A 17,111-nucleotide genomic window follows, 5' to 3' on the forward strand; every position below is an offset into this window, starting at 1 on the left:
GTTCCGCTATACCAAACGTGAATATCGATTTGTTTTTGAGTCAAGATTAAGAAAACCAACCGCCAGAGTATCGCATGAATACGCATTTTTCATCACTAAATCTGGCACCTCGGGCTATGTACCCGTGTTTTTTACTATCCAGTCATAATGATGTTCAGAAGCCACACACCAATAAGTTTAGTTTATAAAACAAATCATCAAAAAAATATTTATTTCTGGTTATTAAGTGATATTGTTTTTTTAATCTTGTTTAACGCAGTAAACAATAATGAATGTAAATAACAATCTGATTTGTGATGTGCTTATTATCGGTAGTGGTGCGGCCGGCCTTACTGCAGCTTTGCACCTGGCCCCTCACTGTCGGGTACTGGTTTTGAGCAAAGGGCAAATAAAAGAAGCGGCAACATTTTATGCCCAAGGTGGGATTGCTGCAGTTTTTGACGAAACTGACACTATTGAGTCACATATTCAGGATACCCTGGTTGCCGGTGCTGGTCTCTGTGATCCCCATGCGGTTAGTTTTGTCGCCACACATGCCAGAATGTGCGTTGAATGGCTTATTGCTCAAGGGGTGAAGTTTGATACCCATCCAGAAGATGAAGCTAAAAAAAGTTATCACCTGACACGCGAAGGGGGACACAGTCACCGTCGTATACTGCACGTCGCTGATGCAACAGGAAAAACGGTACAAACTACGCTTACGGACCAGGCATTAGCCCATCCCAATATCACTATTCTTGAATATCACCAGGCGACAGATTTAATACTTTCTCCTCCCCTGCCGGGAGCGACTCAGGGGCAACTCCAGGGGGCACAAGCACTTAATCACAAGACGGGCCATATTGAAAACTACTATGCCAAATCGGTTATTCTGGCCACTGGCGGAGCTTCACGTATTTATCAATATACCACGACCCCTGATATTGCTGCCGGCGAGGGTATAGCCCTGGCCTGGCGTGCAGGCTGTAGGATGGCTAATCTTGAATTTAATCAGTTTCATCCAACCGCACTGTACCACCCACTGGCTCGTAACTTTTTACTGACTGAAGCGCTACGGGGTGAAGGGGCATTACTCAAGCGTCCTGATGGCTCACGTTTCATGCCTGAAATAGATGAACGGGCAGAGCTGGCTCCTCGAGATATTGTGGCACGGGCAATAGACAATGAAATGAAACGTCTCAATGCTGAGTGTATGTACCTGGATATCAGCCATAAACCCCCTGCCTTTGTTCTTGAGCATTTCCCCAATATCTACCAGAGGTTGCTGGAGCTTGGCATTGATTTAACCAAAGAGGCAGTACCTATTGTTCCCGCTGCACACTATACCTGCGGGGGAGTGGTGGTGGATGATCATGGCCGTACAGATATTGAACGACTCTATGCGATAGGTGAGGTCTCTTATACCGGCTTACACGGGGCAAATCGCCTGGCTTCAAATTCGTTACTGGAATGTCTGGTGTATGGCTGGTCTGCAGCGACGGATATTCTGAAACACTTACCCATAATATCCCCCGTCAATGTTCCGGCTTGTCTGCCCGCACAACAAGCCGGAACCGATGATAATCAGGTTCTGCTACAGCACAGTATTGATGAACTGCGCACGTTAATGTGGAACTATGTCGGCATCATTCGTAGTGATTTGGGCCTTGAAAGCGCCTTGAGGCGGATTCAGCTTCTGCAACAAGAAATCGCACTACATTGCCAGACGTTCCCCCCCACCGCGCAACTATTTGGGCTACGTGATCAGACACAGGTCGCGGAACTGATTGTACGCTGTGCAATACTGCGTAAGGAGAGCCGGGGACTGCACTACTCCCTGGACTATCCTCCGCTATTGACAAATGGGGCTTCTCACCACGGTTCTCCCAGCATTCTGACCCCCATTACATCGATAAATAAAAATCCCCTGTCAGCTGGCAAAATGCCGCTGAATAGTGCTTGTCAGGCCCACGGATAACTAATCTTGTGTCCACCAGCCTGCCTTCCTGAAGAGACAGGGCCAATAATGTGCGATGTGGTGGGCGGAGCTCCGTCTCTGCCACATCGGTACGCTGACGCAGATGCCACCCCAGCTGAATGGCTTGTGCAATAAAAGTATCAGCAGTCTGCAGGGGTAACACCACACAAAACAGCCCATTGGCGGTGATCCTCTGCTGCGCACACCTCAACAAGGCCGGATAACTCAGGGTGGTCGTATAACGAGCTTGTTCACGAGCCTGGGAGGCACAGGCAACACCTTTCTCATAGTAGGGAGGATTACTGACGATCAAAGAATAGCGACGCCCTTCTGGCGGAATCCAATGCAGAATATCCGCTTCATGAACAACAATACGGGCCCCCCAAGGAGAGCCAAGGACATTTTCTCTGGCTTGTTGCATCGCTGCGGTGTCTAACTCAACGGCATCAACCGGGATAGTATCCGATGTTCTCTGTGCCAGCATCATCGCCAGTAATCCAGTGCCACAGCCAATATCAAGTATGCTATCAGCACGGGATACCGGTGCCCAGGCACCGAGCAATATGGCATCGGTTCCCACTTTCATGGCACAACGATCATGGGCGACAAAAAATTGTTTGAACGTAAAACCCCCGCCACGTAACGCTACCTTTTGCACCGATACCTCCCCAATAAGAACCGAAACCACCAGCATAAGTGAAATGGTTACTGCCCGGAAGACACAAACAGATGAAGATTGCCGCCATAACGTCTATAATCGGCGCCTCACATAGAGGTAGACCATGACTGTTAGTACATTTTCCGAACTCGAACTTGACGAAAGCCTTCTGGATGCACTCCAGGATAAGGGCTTTACTCGCCCGACAGCCATTCAGGCTGCGGCTATTCCCCCTGCGCTTGAAGGGCGCGATGTGCTGGGCTCCGCGCCAACGGGTACCGGTAAAACAGCAGCATATCTGCTGCCAGTGTTACAGCATCTGGTCGACTTTCCGCGCAAAAAATCTGGCCCGCCACGAATTTTGATCGTCACGCCAACCAGGGAACTCGCAATGCAGGTCGCTGACCATGCCCGTGAACTGGCTAAGCACACTCACTTAGATATTGCGACGATCACCGGTGGCGTAGCCTACATGAACCACGCCGAAGTTTTCAGTGAGAACCAGGATATCGTGGTCGCCACTACAGGGCGGTTGCTGCAATACATCAAAGAAGAAAACTTTGATTGCCGGGCTGTGGAAACACTGATTCTCGATGAAGCTGATCGCATGCTCGACATGGGCTTTGCTCAGGATATTGAAACGATCGCTGCAGAAACTCGCTGGCGCAAACAGACCATGCTGTTCTCTGCCACCCTTGAAGGGGATGCAATTCATCATTTTGCCGAACGCTTACTGGAAGATCCGGTGGAAGTTTCCGCCACACCGTCAACCCGTGAACGTAAAAAAATCCACCAGTGGTACTACCGTGCCGATGATGTTCAGCATAAAACCGCGTTACTGGTTCATTTATTACAACAACCCGATGTGACACGTTCAATTGTGTTTGTCCGCAAACGTGAACGCGTGCATGAACTGGTATCATGGTTACATGATGCAGGTATAAAAACCTGTTATCTGGAAGGCGAAATGGTCCAGGCAAAGCGTAATGAAGCAATTCTGCGCTTGACGGATGGCCGCGTTAACGTGCTGGTTGCAACCGATGTCGCTGCTCGTGGTATTGATATCCCGGATGTGAGTCATGTGTTCAACTTCGACTTGCCCCGTACTGCCGATATCTACTTACATCGTATTGGTCGTACCGGACGTGCTGGGCTTAAAGGGACAGCTATCTCATTAGTTGAAGCTCATGACCATTTACTGCTAGGTAAAATCTCGCGTTATATGAATGAGCCACTCAAATCACGCATTATTGACACGCTGCGCCCGGTGACCCGAGCACCAAGTGAAAAATTGAACGGGAAACCATCCAAAAAAGTACTGGCAAAGCGCGAAGATAAAAAGAAAGAGCAAAATAAAGATAAGCCCCGGGTTAAAGTGCGCCATCGCGATAAGAAAAATGTCGGTAAGCGGCGTAAGCCAAGTGAGAGTAAAACACAAGGCACCGAATAATCGTCGTCGTACCGTAACGATGGCTAGCCTGAGGCATCTGCACTCGCCTGATACAATAAAAAACGCCTGATATTTTTATCAGGCGTTTTTTATTGTGTATTCAAAAAGGATTACCCGCCTCTGCAGTGTCATTTCCCCCTTCCAACGCCTGCCTGACGTTTCACTTCCCCTGTTAATTAACCGTTTTGTGACGGAGACAAAAAATAGTGTAACCGATACCACTGCTTTGCTATTTATTCTGTTGGCAAAGATCTGCTATGTTATAGACAACCTATACTTAAAAGGTCACGGAGATAAAATGAGAGTTCTTGTTACAGGTGGTAGCGGTTACATAGGGAGTCATACTTGTGTACAATTGCTGCAAAATGGGCACGATGTCGTTATCCTGGATAATCTGTGCAACAGCAAACCCAGTGTCATACCGGTTATTGCACATCTGGGGGGGAAATCGCCCTTGTTCATTAACGGTGATATCCGTAATGAAGCCCTGCTGGCTGAAATCTTTCACGAACATCAGATAGATGCGGTCATCCACTTCGCGGGTCTGAAAGCAGTGGGAGAGTCGGTTAATAAACCGCTTGAATACTATGATAATAATGTCACCGGTACACTACGCCTGATTACGGCAATGCGTGCTGCCAAGGTCACTCACTTTATCTTTAGCTCTTCTGCTACCGTGTACGGCGACCAGCCAACGATCCCTTATATGGAAAGTTTCGCCACTGGAACACCTGCCAGCCCCTACGGCCGCAGTAAGCTCATGGTTGAACAAATCCTTAGTGATCTACAAAAAGCCCAGCCGGAATGGAACATTTCCTTGTTGCGCTATTTTAATCCGGTAGGTGCCCACCCTTCCGGCGATATGGGGGAAGATCCTCAGGGTATTCCCAATAACCTGATGCCTTACATTGCACAGGTTGCCGTTGGTCGGCGCGATTCCCTGGCTATTTTTGGCAATGATTATCCGACACCTGACGGTACTGGAGTGCGTGATTATATTCACGTAGTGGACCTTGCTGATGGACACGTTGCCGCCATGCAGGCCCTACAAGGAAAACCTGGAGTACATATTTATAATCTGGGTGCAGGTGTTGGCAGTAGCGTGCTGGATGTGGTCAATGCCTTCAGTAAGGCCTGCGGTAAAACGATCAATTTCCATTTCTCACCACGCCGTGATGGGGATCTGCCTGCTTACTGGGCTGATGCATCGAAAGCGGAACGCGAATTGAACTGGCGTGTCAGCCGTTCATTGCAGGATATGGCAGACGATACGTGGCGCTGGCAATCCCGTCATCCCGAAGGCTATGCAGACTAAGGAGCTCTTTATGACACAGTTTAATCCCGTTGATCATCCGCATCGCCGATTTAACCCACTGAGCGGGCAATGGATCCTGGTTTCCCCCCACCGCGCTAAACGTCCATGGCAGGGGGCACAAGAAACCCCCGTATTGACACAACTTCCGACGCATGATCCGGACTGTTTTCTTTGCCCTGGAAATACCCGAGTGACCGGGGATAAAAATCCAGACTATACCGGTACTTTCGTGTTCACTAATGATTTTGCTGCTCTGATGACAGACACACCAGAAGCAAAGCAAACTGATGATCCTTTACTTCGTTACGAAAGCGCCCGTGGCACGAGTCGTGTGATCTGTTTCTCACCGGATCACAGTAAGACATTGCCTGAATTGTCCGTGTCTGAACTGGAAGGCGTGGTAAAAACCTGGCAAGAGCAAACCTCTGAACTGGGTCAGACCTATCCATGGGTGCAGGTATTTGAGAATAAAGGAGCAGCAATGGGCTGCTCGAATCCGCATCCCCATGGACAAGTGTGGGCAAACAGTTTTATCCCTAATGAAGTGGCACGCGAAGATAAGCAACAACGCGAATATTATCTTAGCCACCATTCCCCCATGCTGCTCGATTATGTCCAGCGTGAAATGGCTGACGGCAGCCGCACCGTTGTGGAAACAGATCACTGGCTGGCCGTGGTGCCTTACTGGGCAGCATGGCCATTTGAAACCTTACTGCTGCCAAAAGCGCATGTATTACGCATTACCGATCTGACTGACGCACAGCGTGAGGATCTTGCTCTCGCCTTAAAAAAACTGACCAGCCGTTACGATAACCTTTTCCAGTGTTCTTTCCCCTACTCGATGGGTTGGCACGGAGCTCCCTTTAACGGCGAAGAAAATCAACACTGGCAATTGCATGCCCATTTCTATCCGCCACTGTTACGTAGTGCCACCGTGCGTAAATTCATGGTTGGCTACGAAATGTTGGCCGAAACACAACGGGATCTCACTGCCGAACAGGCCGCAGAACGCCTGCGGAGTGTCAGTGATATACACTTTCGCCAATCCGGAGAATAAACATGAGCCTGAAAAATATTACGCAACAGCTATTTAAAGAAAAATTTGGTTATGCTGCCAGCCATACCATTCAGTCTCCCGGCCGTGTTAACCTCATTGGTGAACATACTGACTACAATGACGGTTTTGTGCTCCCCTGCGCCATTGATTACCAGACCGTGATTAGCTGTGCCAAACGTGACGACGGCATCGTTCGTGTTATTGCCGCTGATTATGATAATCAGGAAGACAGCTTCTCTCTGAATGCGCCGATTACCCCCCACGAGACGCAACAATGGTCCAACTATGTCCGGGGCGTTGTTAAACACCTGCAACTGCGTGATAACAGTTTTGGCGGCGCTGATTTAGTTATCAGTGGTAATGTTCCTCAAGGAGCAGGCCTGAGCTCTTCAGCCTCTCTCGAAGTGGCCGTAGGCAAAACGTTCCAGCAGCTCTATCACCTTCCTCTCGATGGAGCACAGCTCGCGCTCAACGGTCAGGAAGCCGAAAATCAGTTTGTCGGCTGTAATTGCGGCATTATGGATCAACTGATTTCAGCATTAGGGAAGCAAGGTCATGCTCTACTGCTCGATTGCCGAGATCTCACCACCCGTGCGGTTCCTGTGCCAGAACATTCAGCCGTTGTCATTATCAATAGCAACTTTAAACGCACACTGGTCGGCAGCGAATACAACACCCGTCGGGAACAATGTGAAACCGGGGCAAAATTTTTTGGTAAAAAAGCACTGCGTGATGTTGCCCTCGACGATTTTAATCTTGCCGCCGATGCACTAGATCCCATCGTCGCAAAACGTGTTCGTCACGTACTGACTGAGAATATACGCACTCTGGAAGCGGCAGATGCCTTAGCAAAAGGGGATTTGGTTCGTATGGGGCAGCTGATGGCAGAGTCACATGCCTCCATGCGAGATGACTTTGATATTACTGTGCCACAAATTGATACCCTGGTTGATATTGTTAAAGCCGTTATTGGTGAACAGGGTGGTGTGCGCATGACTGGGGGCGGTTTTGGTGGCTGTGTTGTGGCACTGGTTCCTCAAGAATTGGTTCCTGCCATTAAGCAGGCTGTTGCCGAACAATATCAGGCAAAAACAGGCATTAAAGAAACATTTTATGTCTGTCATGCTTCTGCTGGAGCCGGTGAATGCTAAACAATACTCCAGGGCTGGCACCTGATGGCCAGCCATTTTGCCTCACCAGACTGCAGAATAAGTCAGGGATGGTAGTATCCGTCATGGACTGGGGAGCGACCCTGCTTTCTTGCCGGGTACCCATGAAAGATGGCAGCATCAGAGAGACGTTGCTCGGCTCACCTTCACTGGAAGCTCAGGTACAGCAGCACGTTTATCTGGGTGCCAGCGTGGGCCGTTATGCTAATCGTATTGCTAACGGGCAGCTACAGTACAAAAATGAAATCATTCATCTGGCAATGAGTCATCCCCCCCATCAGCTCCATGGTGGTCCTGAAGGGTTTGACAAACGACGCTGGCGTATCCTGAGTCAAGATCAGCAACATATTGTCTATGCGCTAGATTCTGTGGATGGTGATCAAGGCTTTCCCGGGAGATTACAGGTTACGGCCCATTACCACCTGACAGAAGACAACCGTATTCGTATTGCCTACCATGCCACTGTTGACAAGCCATGCCCGGTAAACCTGACTAACCATGCTTACTTTAACCTCGACAGTAAACCCGGAGATATTCGCCAGCACCAGCTCCAGATCAATGCCGATGAGTATTTGCCTGTGGACGGCACGGGGATCCCTACCGCTGGGTTAAAATCAGTCACAGAGACCAGTTTTGATTTTCGTTCCGCCAAAACTATTGCCCGTGATTTTCTCAAAGAGAGCGACCAGCTAATCGTAAAGGGTTACGATCATGCATTCCTGCTGCAAACCAAGGGGGATCTGACTCAACCTGCCGCCAGGCTTTGGTCGAATGATGGGCTATTGGAAATGGTGATGTATACCACTGCACCGGCACTCCAATTCTACAGTGGTAATTACCTTGAAGGAACGCCCGCACGTGAACAAGGCATTTACCATGATTACCATGGACTAGCCCTGGAGAGTCAATTTTTACCGGACAGCCCTAATCACCCGGAATGGCCACAGCCTGATTGCTGGCTACAGCCGGGAGAACACTATGAGAGTATTACGGAATACCAGTTCCTGCCTCAGTAACGCGTTTGCCCTCCATTAATGGAGGGCAAACTTTTTCAGCCCCTTCCCTCTCTGAATATATTTCTCAGAATTGAACTGGTTAAGTGCCGCTATTATTTTAACGTGATACACAAGAACAAGCCGTCTTCCCCTACTGGCGAGTCATCACCAGCAGGGAAATGGGGGATCAATTATGGGCAGGCACCGGAGTAGAGGCACTAATGCGCAAGCCATCGGCATTAAAAACCATACAGTTCATTGGGTCAAAACGCAGTTTAACATTCTGATAAGGCCGGAAGTGCACATCCCCTGGTAACAACATTTTAAAACTGTCATGCCCGTAACACTGCCCGAACAAATAGGTATTATTTCCTAAACGCTCCACGACTTCACAATAGAAATCAAGCACCGGTGACGCCGAATCAGCAACGGTTAAATGCTCCGGGCGCAGGCCAAGTGTAACGGTATCACCTGGTTGTAATGGCTCTGTTTTGATCCCCAGAGTCAAGCTTTCCGTCTCAGAAACCTCCAGCGTGATCTCATCCGGTTGCCAGTTTTTTACCACTGCCGACAGAAAATTCATTTTTGGTGAGCCAATAAAACCAGCCACAAATTTATTGACTGGATTATAGTAAAGTTCCATGGGAGAACCCATTTGCTCGACTTTACCGTAATTCATCACCACGATTTTATCTGCCAGGGTCATCGCTTCCACTTGATCATGGGTGACATACACCATGGTGGTTTTCATCTCCTGATGTAATTTTGCAATATGCAGCCGCATATCGACACGCAATTCCGCATCAAGGTTAGAAAGCGGTTCATCGAACATAAACACACGTGGGTTACGAACAATAGCACGCCCAATGGCAACCCGCTGACGCTGCCCACCGGAAAGCTGTTTTGGTTTTCTGTCCAGAAGATGTGAAAGCTGCAACGTTTTTGCCACCATTTCGACCTGATGGTTAATTTGTTCTTTTGGAACTTTATTAACTTTCAAACCGTAGCCCATATTTTCAGCCACGGTCATATGAGGATAAAGCGCATAAGACTGGAACACCATCGCGACACCACGGTGTGATGGAGCAACGTCATTAATCACTTCATCGCCAATCAGTACCTCACCACCGCTGATATCTTCAAGCCCGGCAATCATACGCAATAACGTTGATTTACCACAGCCAGATGGGCCGACAAAGACAGCAAACTCCCCATCTTCAATATCAAGGTTGATATCATGCAGTGTTTCGGTTTTCCCGAAGCGTTTAGTCACGTTCCTGAGTCTAATGCTGGACATTAGGTAATCCTCGAAAGTTATCAGTCAGATGCTATGAATCGTTATGCTGTCATCATTTACCTGAAGAATGTATTACGTATAACAACAGTATGGAAAAATACAGAGTACGGATAGCGCATGGAATAACTATAACTTCCCTTAATTTATGCCCCTATCCCACGATTTCATTTCTGCAACCACGATCACACAATAGCCACATTTATCTAGAGTTAAACGGCATCAAAGCGTAGCGTATAACATCGTAACGCATTATCAGTATCTTTACCCCACTCGCTGCAAACAGGGTTGCTGACATTGAATGACCTCATTTGCCGTTAGATAAAAAACAAAATAATGTTATACCTTCACAAGAGGTTCAGAATGAAAACAAAAAAAATAACCGCGATCGTATTAAGTGCATTAGCCATAGCTCAATGTGCCAGCTTCTCTGCACAAGCGGCACAAAAGCAACTCACAGTCTGGGAAGACATCAAAAAATCTGACGGCATCAAACAAGCCATTGCCGACTTTGAGAAACAGCATGATGTGAAAATTAAGGTGCAGGAGATGCCTTATGCCCAGCAAATTGAAAAACTACGCCTGGATGGGCCTGCTGGAATTGGTCCCGACATCCTGGTTATCCCCAACGACCAGCTTGGTGGTGCTGTAATACAAGGATTACTGGCACCACTGGATGTGAACAAAGCCACTGTCGAGAGTTTTACCGCGCCTTCTGTCGCGGCATTTACCATGGATAACGTACTTTATGGTTTGCCGAAAGCGGTAGAAACCCTGGTAATGATTTACAACAAAGACATACTGCCCGCGCCCCTCGCAAGTCTGGATGACTATGCTCAATTTTCAAAAAAACAACGTGCAGAAAATAAGTACGGCTTACTGGCAAAATTTGACCAGATTTATTACTCATGGGGTGTTATTGGCCCGATAGGAGGATATATCTTCGGTAAAAAGGCTGACGGAAGCCTGAATCCGGCAGACATTGGCCTGAATACCCCGGGCGCCGTCGATGCGGTTACCTATCTGAAAACCTTCTACACCGAGGGCCTCCTGCCGTCAGGTATCCTTGGGGATAATGGCCTTAATGCCATTGATTCGCTGTTTACCGAGAAAAAAGCCGCTGCGGTAATCAACGGCCCATGGGCATTCCAGCCCTATGAATCTGCAGGCATCAACTACGGTGTCGCCCCGCTACCTACACTGCCGAATGGTAAAGAAATGAGTTCTTTCCTTGGGGTTAAAGGTTATGTGGTATCAACCTGGAGTAAAGATAAACCGCTGGCGCAGCAATTCATTGAGTTTATTAATCAACCGCAGTACGTCAAAACCCGCTATCAAGTGACCAAAGAGATCCCGGCACTGACAGCAATGATCGACGATCCATTAATTAAAAATGACGAAAAGGCCAGTGCTGTTGCAATACAAGCCAGCCGTGCTTCCGCGATGCCCAGCATTCCAGAAATGGGTGAAGTTTGGGGCCCCGCTAACTCCGCACTCGAGTTAAGTGTCACTGGTAAACAAGCACCAAAAGAAGCGCTTGATAACGCCGTCAAACAAATTCATATGCAAATTGAAGCCATGCAAGCGAGTAATCAATAAGTCTTGTTATACCGGCGGCCCGTTGAGGTCGCCAAATATGATGACAGAAGGAGCAGTATGTGAGTATTAGTCCAGGCGATAACGTCGCACTCGCCCCACAACATATCCGCCATGCTTTGACTGGGGCACTCTGCGCAATAGTACCCGGCTTTGGTCAGTTCTATCATCGTCAGTGGGTGAAAGGACTTATCTTCCTGGTCTTGATCGGAAGTTTTCTTGGTGTTTTTTACGACTTTCTAAAACACGGGTTGTGGGGGCTGTATACGCTTGGTGAACAAGTCCCACGGGATAACTCTATTTTCCTGCTCGCTGAAGGGATAATCAGTGTTCTTATTGTTTGCTTTGGTGTTGGTCTCTATTTTCTGTCATTTCGTGACGCATGGATAAACGGTAAAAAACGCGATGCAGGCCTTCCCCTGAACAGTGTCCGTAAACAGTATCAGTTACTTCTCAGTGAAGGTTTTCCTTACCTGATGATAACACCCGGATTTATCCTGCTGGTATTTGCTGTCATCTTCCCCATTTTATTTGGTTTCTCTATTGCTTTTACCAACTATAACCTTTACCACACACCACCAGCCAAACTGGTGGACTGGGTGGGGTTTAAAAACTTTGTCAATATTTTCACGCTGAGTATCTGGCGTTCAACCTTCTTTGATGTGCTCCAGTGGACTGTGGTGTGGACTTTGCTGGCGACAACGCTGCAATGTTCCGTGGGTGTCCTGCTAGCTATTCTGGTAAACCAGAAAGATCTGCGCTTTAAGCCTTTGATTCGTACAATTTTTATTCTTCCATGGGCAGTTCCTGGATTCGTCACTATCCTGGTCTTTGCCGGGATGTTTAACGATTCCTTCGGAGTGATTAATAATGCCATTCTGGGTTTCTTTGGCATTGAGCCCAAAGCGTGGATGACCGACCCATTCTGGACAAAAACTGCGCTAATCATGATGCAGACCTGGCTTGGTTTCCCTTTTGTTTTTGCCATGACAACGGGCGTACTGCAAGCGATTCCTGATGATTTATATGAGGCGGCTACCATGGATGGCGCGAGCACATTCACCAAGCTGCGCACTATCACATTACCCCTGGTGATGTACTCCATTGCGCCGATTATCATCACGCAATACACCTTCAACTTTAATAACTTCAATATTATTTATCTGTTTAATAACGGTGGTCCCGCAGTCGCAGGATCAAATGCAGGTGGGACAGATATTCTTGTGTCGTGGATTTATAAACTGACGATGTCATCGTCCCAATACGCAATAGCAGCCACGATCACTATTTTGCTGTCAATCTTTGTGGTTGGCATCGCTCTGTGGCAATTCCGTGCCACTAAATCATTCAAAAATGATGACATGGCATAGAGGGCAGAACATGGCTAAGTCACAAAGTATTAAACAGGAAAAATGGATCCGACTCTCTCTGACCTGGCTGGTTATCATCCTGGTGTCGGTCATCATTATTTATCCTCTTATCTGGACCGTTGGAGCATCGCTCAACGCAGGTAATAGCCTGCTCAGTACCTCAATTATTCCTGAAAATTTGTCATTCCAGCACTATGCCGACTTGTTTAATGGACAAGTGGATTATCTTTCCTGGTACTGGAACTCAATGAAAATTAGCTTTCTGACTATGTTTTTCACACTGATAAGCGTCAGCTTTACGGCCTATGCCTTCTCGCGCTTTCGGTTTAAAGGACGTCAAAATGGTCTCATGCTGTTTCTGCTATTGCAGATGATCCCACAGTTTTCAGCACTGATCGCTATTTTCGTTCTTTCACAATTGCTCGGCCTGGTTAATAGCCACCTTGCACTGGTGTTGATCTATGTCGCCGGCATGATCCCGATGAATACCTATTTAATGAAAGGTTATCTGGATGCGATTCCCAAAGATCTTGATGAATCAGCACGTATGGATGGTGCCAGTAACTTCCGTATTTTCATTGAGATAATCATGCCACTGTCAAAACCGATTATCGCAGTAGTGGCGCTATTTTCCTTTACCGGTCCTCTGGGTGATTTCATTTTATCAAGCACCATCCTGCGGACACCGGACAAATACACTCTCCCGATTGGCCTCTATAACTTAGTGGCACAAAAGATGGGTGCCAGTTACACCACATATGCCGCAGGCGCGGTATTAATTGCGGTCCCTGTAGCGATTCTCTACCTGGCATTGCAAAAATACTTTGTGTCTGGGCTGACATCAGGCAGCACTAAGGGATAAGACGATGAAAAAGTTTGCACCGACTTTACTGACAATCTGTTTATCGCTCGGCGCGATGAGCACCGCTTCTGCAACAAACACGGTGGTTACCCCGCCCTTTAAAAATATGCCCGCTGATTTTATTAAAGGTGCGGACATATCCACACTGGCTGAAGTGGAACACCAGGGGGCCAAGTTCTATAACGAACAAGGTGTCCAGCAAGATGCCATCGCTATTTTGAAGCATAACGGTATTAACTATATTCGTCTTCGTTTATGGGTCGATCCTAAAGATGCTAACGGTAATAGCTACGGTGGTGGTAGTAATGACCTTCAAACAACCCTCGCACTGGCTAAACGAGTGAAAGCCCAGGGAATGAAACTGCTGCTGGACTTTCACTACAGTGATTTCTGGACTGATCCTGGTAAGCAGTTCAAGCCAAAGGCATGGCAAAATATGAATTACGATCAGCTGAAAGTCGCTATTCATGACTATACTCGTGACACTATCGCCACTTTCAAAAAAGAGGGCGTATTACCCGATATGGTACAGATCGGTAATGAAATTAACGGTGGTATGCTGTGGCCAGAAGGAAAAAGCTGGGGACAAGGTGGTGGGGAATTTGATCGTTTAGCTGGCCTGCTCAATGCAGCTATTAGTGGCCTGCGTGAAAACCTCAGTTCACCGTCGGATGTCAAAATAATGCTACACCTCGCTGAAGGGACCAAAAATGATACCTTCCATTGGTGGTTTGATGAAATAACCAAACGTAATGTGCCATTCGATATTATTGGCCTGTCAATGTACACCTACTGGAATGGTCCTATCAGCGCCCTTAAAGCTAATATGGATGATATCAGTAAGCGTTATAACAAAGATGTTATTGTCGTTGAAGCTGCCTATGGTTATAGCCTGGAAAATTGTGATAACGCAGAAAATAGCTTTTCTGAAAAAGAAGCAAAAGATGGAGGTTATCCGGGTACCGTCCAGGGGCAGGCAAACTACATTCATGATCTTATTCAGGCAATACTGGATGTTCCAAATGGCCGGGGTAAAGGTATCTTTTATTGGGAACCAACCTGGATTGTCGCACCGGGAAATACCTGGGCTACCCCAGTGGGTATGGAATATATAAAAGACCACTGGAAAACAGGTAATGCCCGCGAAAACCAGGCGTTATTTGACTGTAAAGGTAAAGTCCTTCCCTCTATTAAAGTTTTTAATTAAATACAGTTCTTCTGCTGGTTCAGTATAAAGAATTATTTTAAGGATATATTATGTTTAAATTCCCACCTTTAAGTAAAAAGGTTCCTGCACTATTACATGGTGCTGACTACAACCCGGAACAATGGGAAAATTATCCTGGCATTATTGATAAAGATATTGCCATGATGAAAGAAGCAAAATGCAATATTATGTCTGTAGGAATATTTAGCTGGGCAAAACTTGAGCCGCAAGAAGGTTTATTTGACTTTGCCTGGCTCGATGAAATAATTGATAAACTTTATAACGCCGGTATCCATATTTTTCTGGCAACACCGAGTGGTGCTCGCCCGGCGTGGATGTCGCAAAAGTATCCGCAAGTACTGCGGGTTGGGCGTGACAGAGTACCTGCCTTACATGGTGGTCGTCATAATCACTGTATGACCTCCCCTGTTTATCGCCAGAAAGTACAATTGATCAACCAAAAACTTGCGGAACGCTATGCCCACCATCCAGCAGTAATTGGCTGGCATATTTCTAATGAGTATGGTGGTGAATGCCATTGTGATCTTTGCCAGCAAAAATTCAGACTGTGGATACAAGATCGCTATCAGACACTGGATGCGTTGAACGAAGCCTGGTGGAGCACTTTCTGGAGCCATACCTACACTGACTGGTCACAAATTGAGTCACCATCTCCACAGGGCGAAGTCTCCATTCATGGTCTTAACCTTGACTGGAAACGTTTTAACACCGCACAGGTTACTGAGTTTTGTCGTGAAGAAGCAAAACCATTGAAAGCGGTGAATCCGGCAATTCCAACCACCACAAACTTTATGGAGTACTTCTACGATTACGACTACTGGAAGCTGGCTGACGCTATCGATTTTATCTCCTGGGACAGCTACCCAATGTGGCACCGGGAGAAAGATGAAACGGCGCTTGCCTGCTATACCGCCCTCTATCATGACATGATGCGATCCCTTAAGCAGGGTAAACCCTTTGTTCTGATGGAATCAACGCCAAGCGCGACAAACTGGCAACCGCTTAGTAAGCTGAAAAAGCCCGGTATGCATGTGCTTTCTTCACTACAAGCAGTGGCACACGGGGCGGATTCCGTTCAGTACTTCCAGTGGCGAAAAAGCAGAGGTTCTGTCGAGAAATTCCACGGTGCCATTGTTGACCATGTTGGCCACATTGATACCCGAGTGGGGCGTGAAGTTTGTGAACTTGGACGTATCCTGGAAGCCATGGCACCAGTGACAGGTAGCCGTGTAGACGCCAGAGTGGCGCTGATATTTGATCAGGAAAGCCGCTGGGCAATGGATGATGCTCAAGGACCGCGTAATCTGGGTCTTGAGTTTGAAAAAACGCTGGCGGAGCACTATCGTCCATTCTGGGAACAAGGTATCGCCGTTGATGTGATCAACGCCGACTGCGATATTTCAAGCTATGCACTGGTGATCGCCCCCATGTTGTACATGGTACGTGATGGCTTTGCCGACAAAGTGACACGCTTTGTCGAGCAAGGTGGTCAGTTTGTTACCACTTACTGGAGTGGTATTGTCAATGAATCGGATCTCTGCTATCTCGGCGGTTTCCCCGGACCATTACGCCAGTTACTGGGGATCTGGGCCGAGGAAATAGATTCCTTGGGTGATGATGATAGCAATGCCGTGCAAGGTTTAGCGGATAATCAGGTTGGTCTGGAAGGCCCTTATCATGTGCGTCAATTGTGCGAACTGATTCATTTGGAAACTGCAACAGCCGTCGCACAGTACCGTGAAGATTTCTATGCTAATCGCCCGGCAGTCACCGTCAATCAAGTGGGAGCAGGAAAAGCATGGTATATCGCCTCACGTAATGACATTGCATTTCAGCGCGATTTCTTTGGTAGCCTAATCCGGGAGCTCAAACTGCCGCGGGCTCTGGAAAGCACCTTCCCCTATGGTGTGACCGCGCATCGCCGTACGGATGGCGAAAGTGAGTTTATTGTGGTGGAAAACTACAGCGATAAAACGCAGACCCTGACATTACCGGCCACCTTTGTCGATATGGTCACCCAACAAGAAATTAATGGCGATATCACCCTTTCGCCATGGGGAAGCCAGGTCTTAACCCGCCGTATTGCCTAACCGTATTAGCTATTTTTTCACTGCCCATTCCATTGAGTGGGCATTTTTTTATCTGCCATCCAATGTAAAA

Annotated in this window: 13 protein-coding genes; 11 read left to right on the forward strand and 2 right to left on the reverse strand. The window is 47.5% G+C overall.

The window, feature by feature from the left end; genetic code table 11:
• Nucleotides 1-268: 268 nt before the first annotated feature.
• Nucleotides 269-1,957 carry an L-aspartate oxidase gene (nadB, locus tag JK154_RS11945; protein ID WP_211992757.1) on the forward strand — a complete coding sequence of 563 codons (1,689 nt, stop codon included), beginning with the start codon at nucleotides 269-271 and terminating at the stop codon, nucleotides 1,955-1,957.
• Here the strand turns inward: nadB and JK154_RS11950 are convergent.
• A complete protein-coding gene (locus tag JK154_RS11950; RefSeq protein ID WP_349291107.1) occupies nucleotides 1,884-2,615 on the reverse strand; it encodes a tRNA1(Val) (adenine(37)-N6)-methyltransferase in 732 nt (243 codons plus the stop codon). The two genes, nadB and JK154_RS11950, sit on opposite strands and share 74 nt — an antisense overlap.
• Before the next feature lie 124 nt (nucleotides 2,616-2,739).
• Between JK154_RS11950 and srmB the strand changes: the two genes are divergently transcribed.
• The 5 genes from srmB to galM all read left to right on the forward strand — a co-directional run bounded on the left by srmB (nucleotide 2,740) and on the right by galM (nucleotide 8,622).
• Nucleotides 2,740-4,065, forward strand: a complete 1,326-nt coding sequence (srmB, locus tag JK154_RS11955) for an ATP-dependent RNA helicase SrmB (RefSeq protein ID WP_211992759.1) — start codon at nucleotides 2,740-2,742, stop codon at nucleotides 4,063-4,065.
• 298 nt (nucleotides 4,066-4,363) lie between these two features.
• Nucleotides 4,364-5,380, forward strand: a complete 1,017-nt coding sequence (galE, locus tag JK154_RS11960) for a UDP-glucose 4-epimerase GalE (protein WP_211992760.1) — start codon at nucleotides 4,364-4,366, stop codon at nucleotides 5,378-5,380.
• A 10-nt stretch (nucleotides 5,381-5,390) separates the two neighbouring features.
• Nucleotides 5,391-6,437: a galactose-1-phosphate uridylyltransferase gene (galT, locus tag JK154_RS11965; protein WP_211992761.1), complete on the forward strand. Its 1,047-nt coding sequence runs from the start codon at nucleotides 5,391-5,393 to the stop codon at nucleotides 6,435-6,437.
• 2 nt (nucleotides 6,438-6,439) lie between these two features.
• On the forward strand, nucleotides 6,440-7,588 hold the full coding sequence (gene galK / locus JK154_RS11970) for a galactokinase (RefSeq protein WP_211992762.1): 1,149 nt from the start codon (nucleotides 6,440-6,442) through the stop codon (nucleotides 7,586-7,588).
• The gene (gene galM / locus JK154_RS11975) at nucleotides 7,582-8,622 is read left to right on the forward strand and encodes a galactose-1-epimerase (protein WP_211992763.1); all 1,041 of its coding nucleotides are present in this window, start codon (nucleotides 7,582-7,584) and stop codon (nucleotides 8,620-8,622) included. The genes galK and galM overlap by 7 nt, the downstream gene beginning before the upstream one ends.
• Before the next feature lie 166 nt (nucleotides 8,623-8,788).
• Here galM and ugpC read toward each other — a convergent pair whose 3' ends face one another.
• Nucleotides 8,789-9,898 (reverse strand): sn-glycerol-3-phosphate ABC transporter ATP-binding protein UgpC, encoded by a 1,110-nt coding sequence (gene ugpC / locus JK154_RS11980; protein ID WP_211992764.1) that lies wholly within the window; start codon nucleotides 9,896-9,898, stop codon nucleotides 8,789-8,791.
• 360 nt (nucleotides 9,899-10,258) lie between these two features.
• Here ugpC and JK154_RS11985 point away from each other — a divergent pair, with 360 nt between their 5' ends.
• The 5 genes from JK154_RS11985 to JK154_RS12005 all read left to right on the forward strand — a co-directional run bounded on the left by JK154_RS11985 (nucleotide 10,259) and on the right by JK154_RS12005 (nucleotide 17,041).
• Nucleotides 10,259-11,494 carry an extracellular solute-binding protein gene (locus JK154_RS11985; RefSeq protein ID WP_211992765.1) on the forward strand — a complete coding sequence of 412 codons (1,236 nt, stop codon included), beginning with the start codon at nucleotides 10,259-10,261 and terminating at the stop codon, nucleotides 11,492-11,494.
• 104 nt (nucleotides 11,495-11,598) lie between these two features.
• Nucleotides 11,599-12,861: a sugar ABC transporter permease gene (locus tag JK154_RS11990; RefSeq protein WP_349291108.1), complete on the forward strand. Its 1,263-nt coding sequence runs from the start codon at nucleotides 11,599-11,601 to the stop codon at nucleotides 12,859-12,861.
• A 10-nt stretch (nucleotides 12,862-12,871) separates the two neighbouring features.
• Nucleotides 12,872-13,723 carry a sugar ABC transporter permease gene (locus JK154_RS11995; RefSeq protein WP_211992767.1) on the forward strand — a complete coding sequence of 284 codons (852 nt, stop codon included), beginning with the start codon at nucleotides 12,872-12,874 and terminating at the stop codon, nucleotides 13,721-13,723.
• Between the two features lie 4 nt (nucleotides 13,724-13,727).
• Nucleotides 13,728-14,930, forward strand: coding sequence for an arabinogalactan endo-beta-1,4-galactanase (locus JK154_RS12000; protein ID WP_211992768.1), 1,203 nt, complete (start codon nucleotides 13,728-13,730; stop codon nucleotides 14,928-14,930).
• A 50-nt stretch (nucleotides 14,931-14,980) separates the two neighbouring features.
• Entirely contained in the window at nucleotides 14,981-17,041 is a 2,061-nt protein-coding gene (locus JK154_RS12005; RefSeq protein WP_211992769.1) for a beta-galactosidase, read from the forward strand.
• The last annotated feature ends 70 nt before the right edge of the window (nucleotides 17,042-17,111 follow it).

It is taken from the genome of Citrobacter sp. JGM124 (assembly GCF_018257795.1).
Classification (GTDB): Bacteria; Pseudomonadota; Gammaproteobacteria; order Enterobacterales; family Enterobacteriaceae; genus JGM124.

Coding starts and splice junctions, on each gene's coding strand:
- nadB (WP_211992757.1), top strand. CDS start 269: ATGAATGTAAATAACAATCTGATTTGTGATGTGCTTATTATCGGTAGT.
- srmB (WP_211992759.1), top strand. CDS start 2,740: ATGACTGTTAGTACATTTTCCGAACTCGAACTTGACGAAAGCCTTCTG.
- galE (WP_211992760.1), top strand. CDS start 4,364: ATGAGAGTTCTTGTTACAGGTGGTAGCGGTTACATAGGGAGTCATACT.
- galT (WP_211992761.1), top strand. CDS start 5,391: ATGACACAGTTTAATCCCGTTGATCATCCGCATCGCCGATTTAACCCA.
- galK (WP_211992762.1), top strand. CDS start 6,440: ATGAGCCTGAAAAATATTACGCAACAGCTATTTAAAGAAAAATTTGGT.
- galM (WP_211992763.1), top strand. CDS start 7,582: ATGCTAAACAATACTCCAGGGCTGGCACCTGATGGCCAGCCATTTTGC.
- ugpC (WP_211992764.1), bottom strand. CDS start 9,898: ATGTCCAGCATTAGACTCAGGAACGTGACTAAACGCTTCGGGAAAACC.
- JK154_RS11985 (WP_211992765.1), top strand. CDS start 10,259: ATGAAAACAAAAAAAATAACCGCGATCGTATTAAGTGCATTAGCCATA.
- JK154_RS11995 (WP_211992767.1), top strand. CDS start 12,872: ATGGCTAAGTCACAAAGTATTAAACAGGAAAAATGGATCCGACTCTCT.
- JK154_RS12000 (WP_211992768.1), top strand. CDS start 13,728: ATGAAAAAGTTTGCACCGACTTTACTGACAATCTGTTTATCGCTCGGC.
- JK154_RS12005 (WP_211992769.1), top strand. CDS start 14,981: ATGTTTAAATTCCCACCTTTAAGTAAAAAGGTTCCTGCACTATTACAT.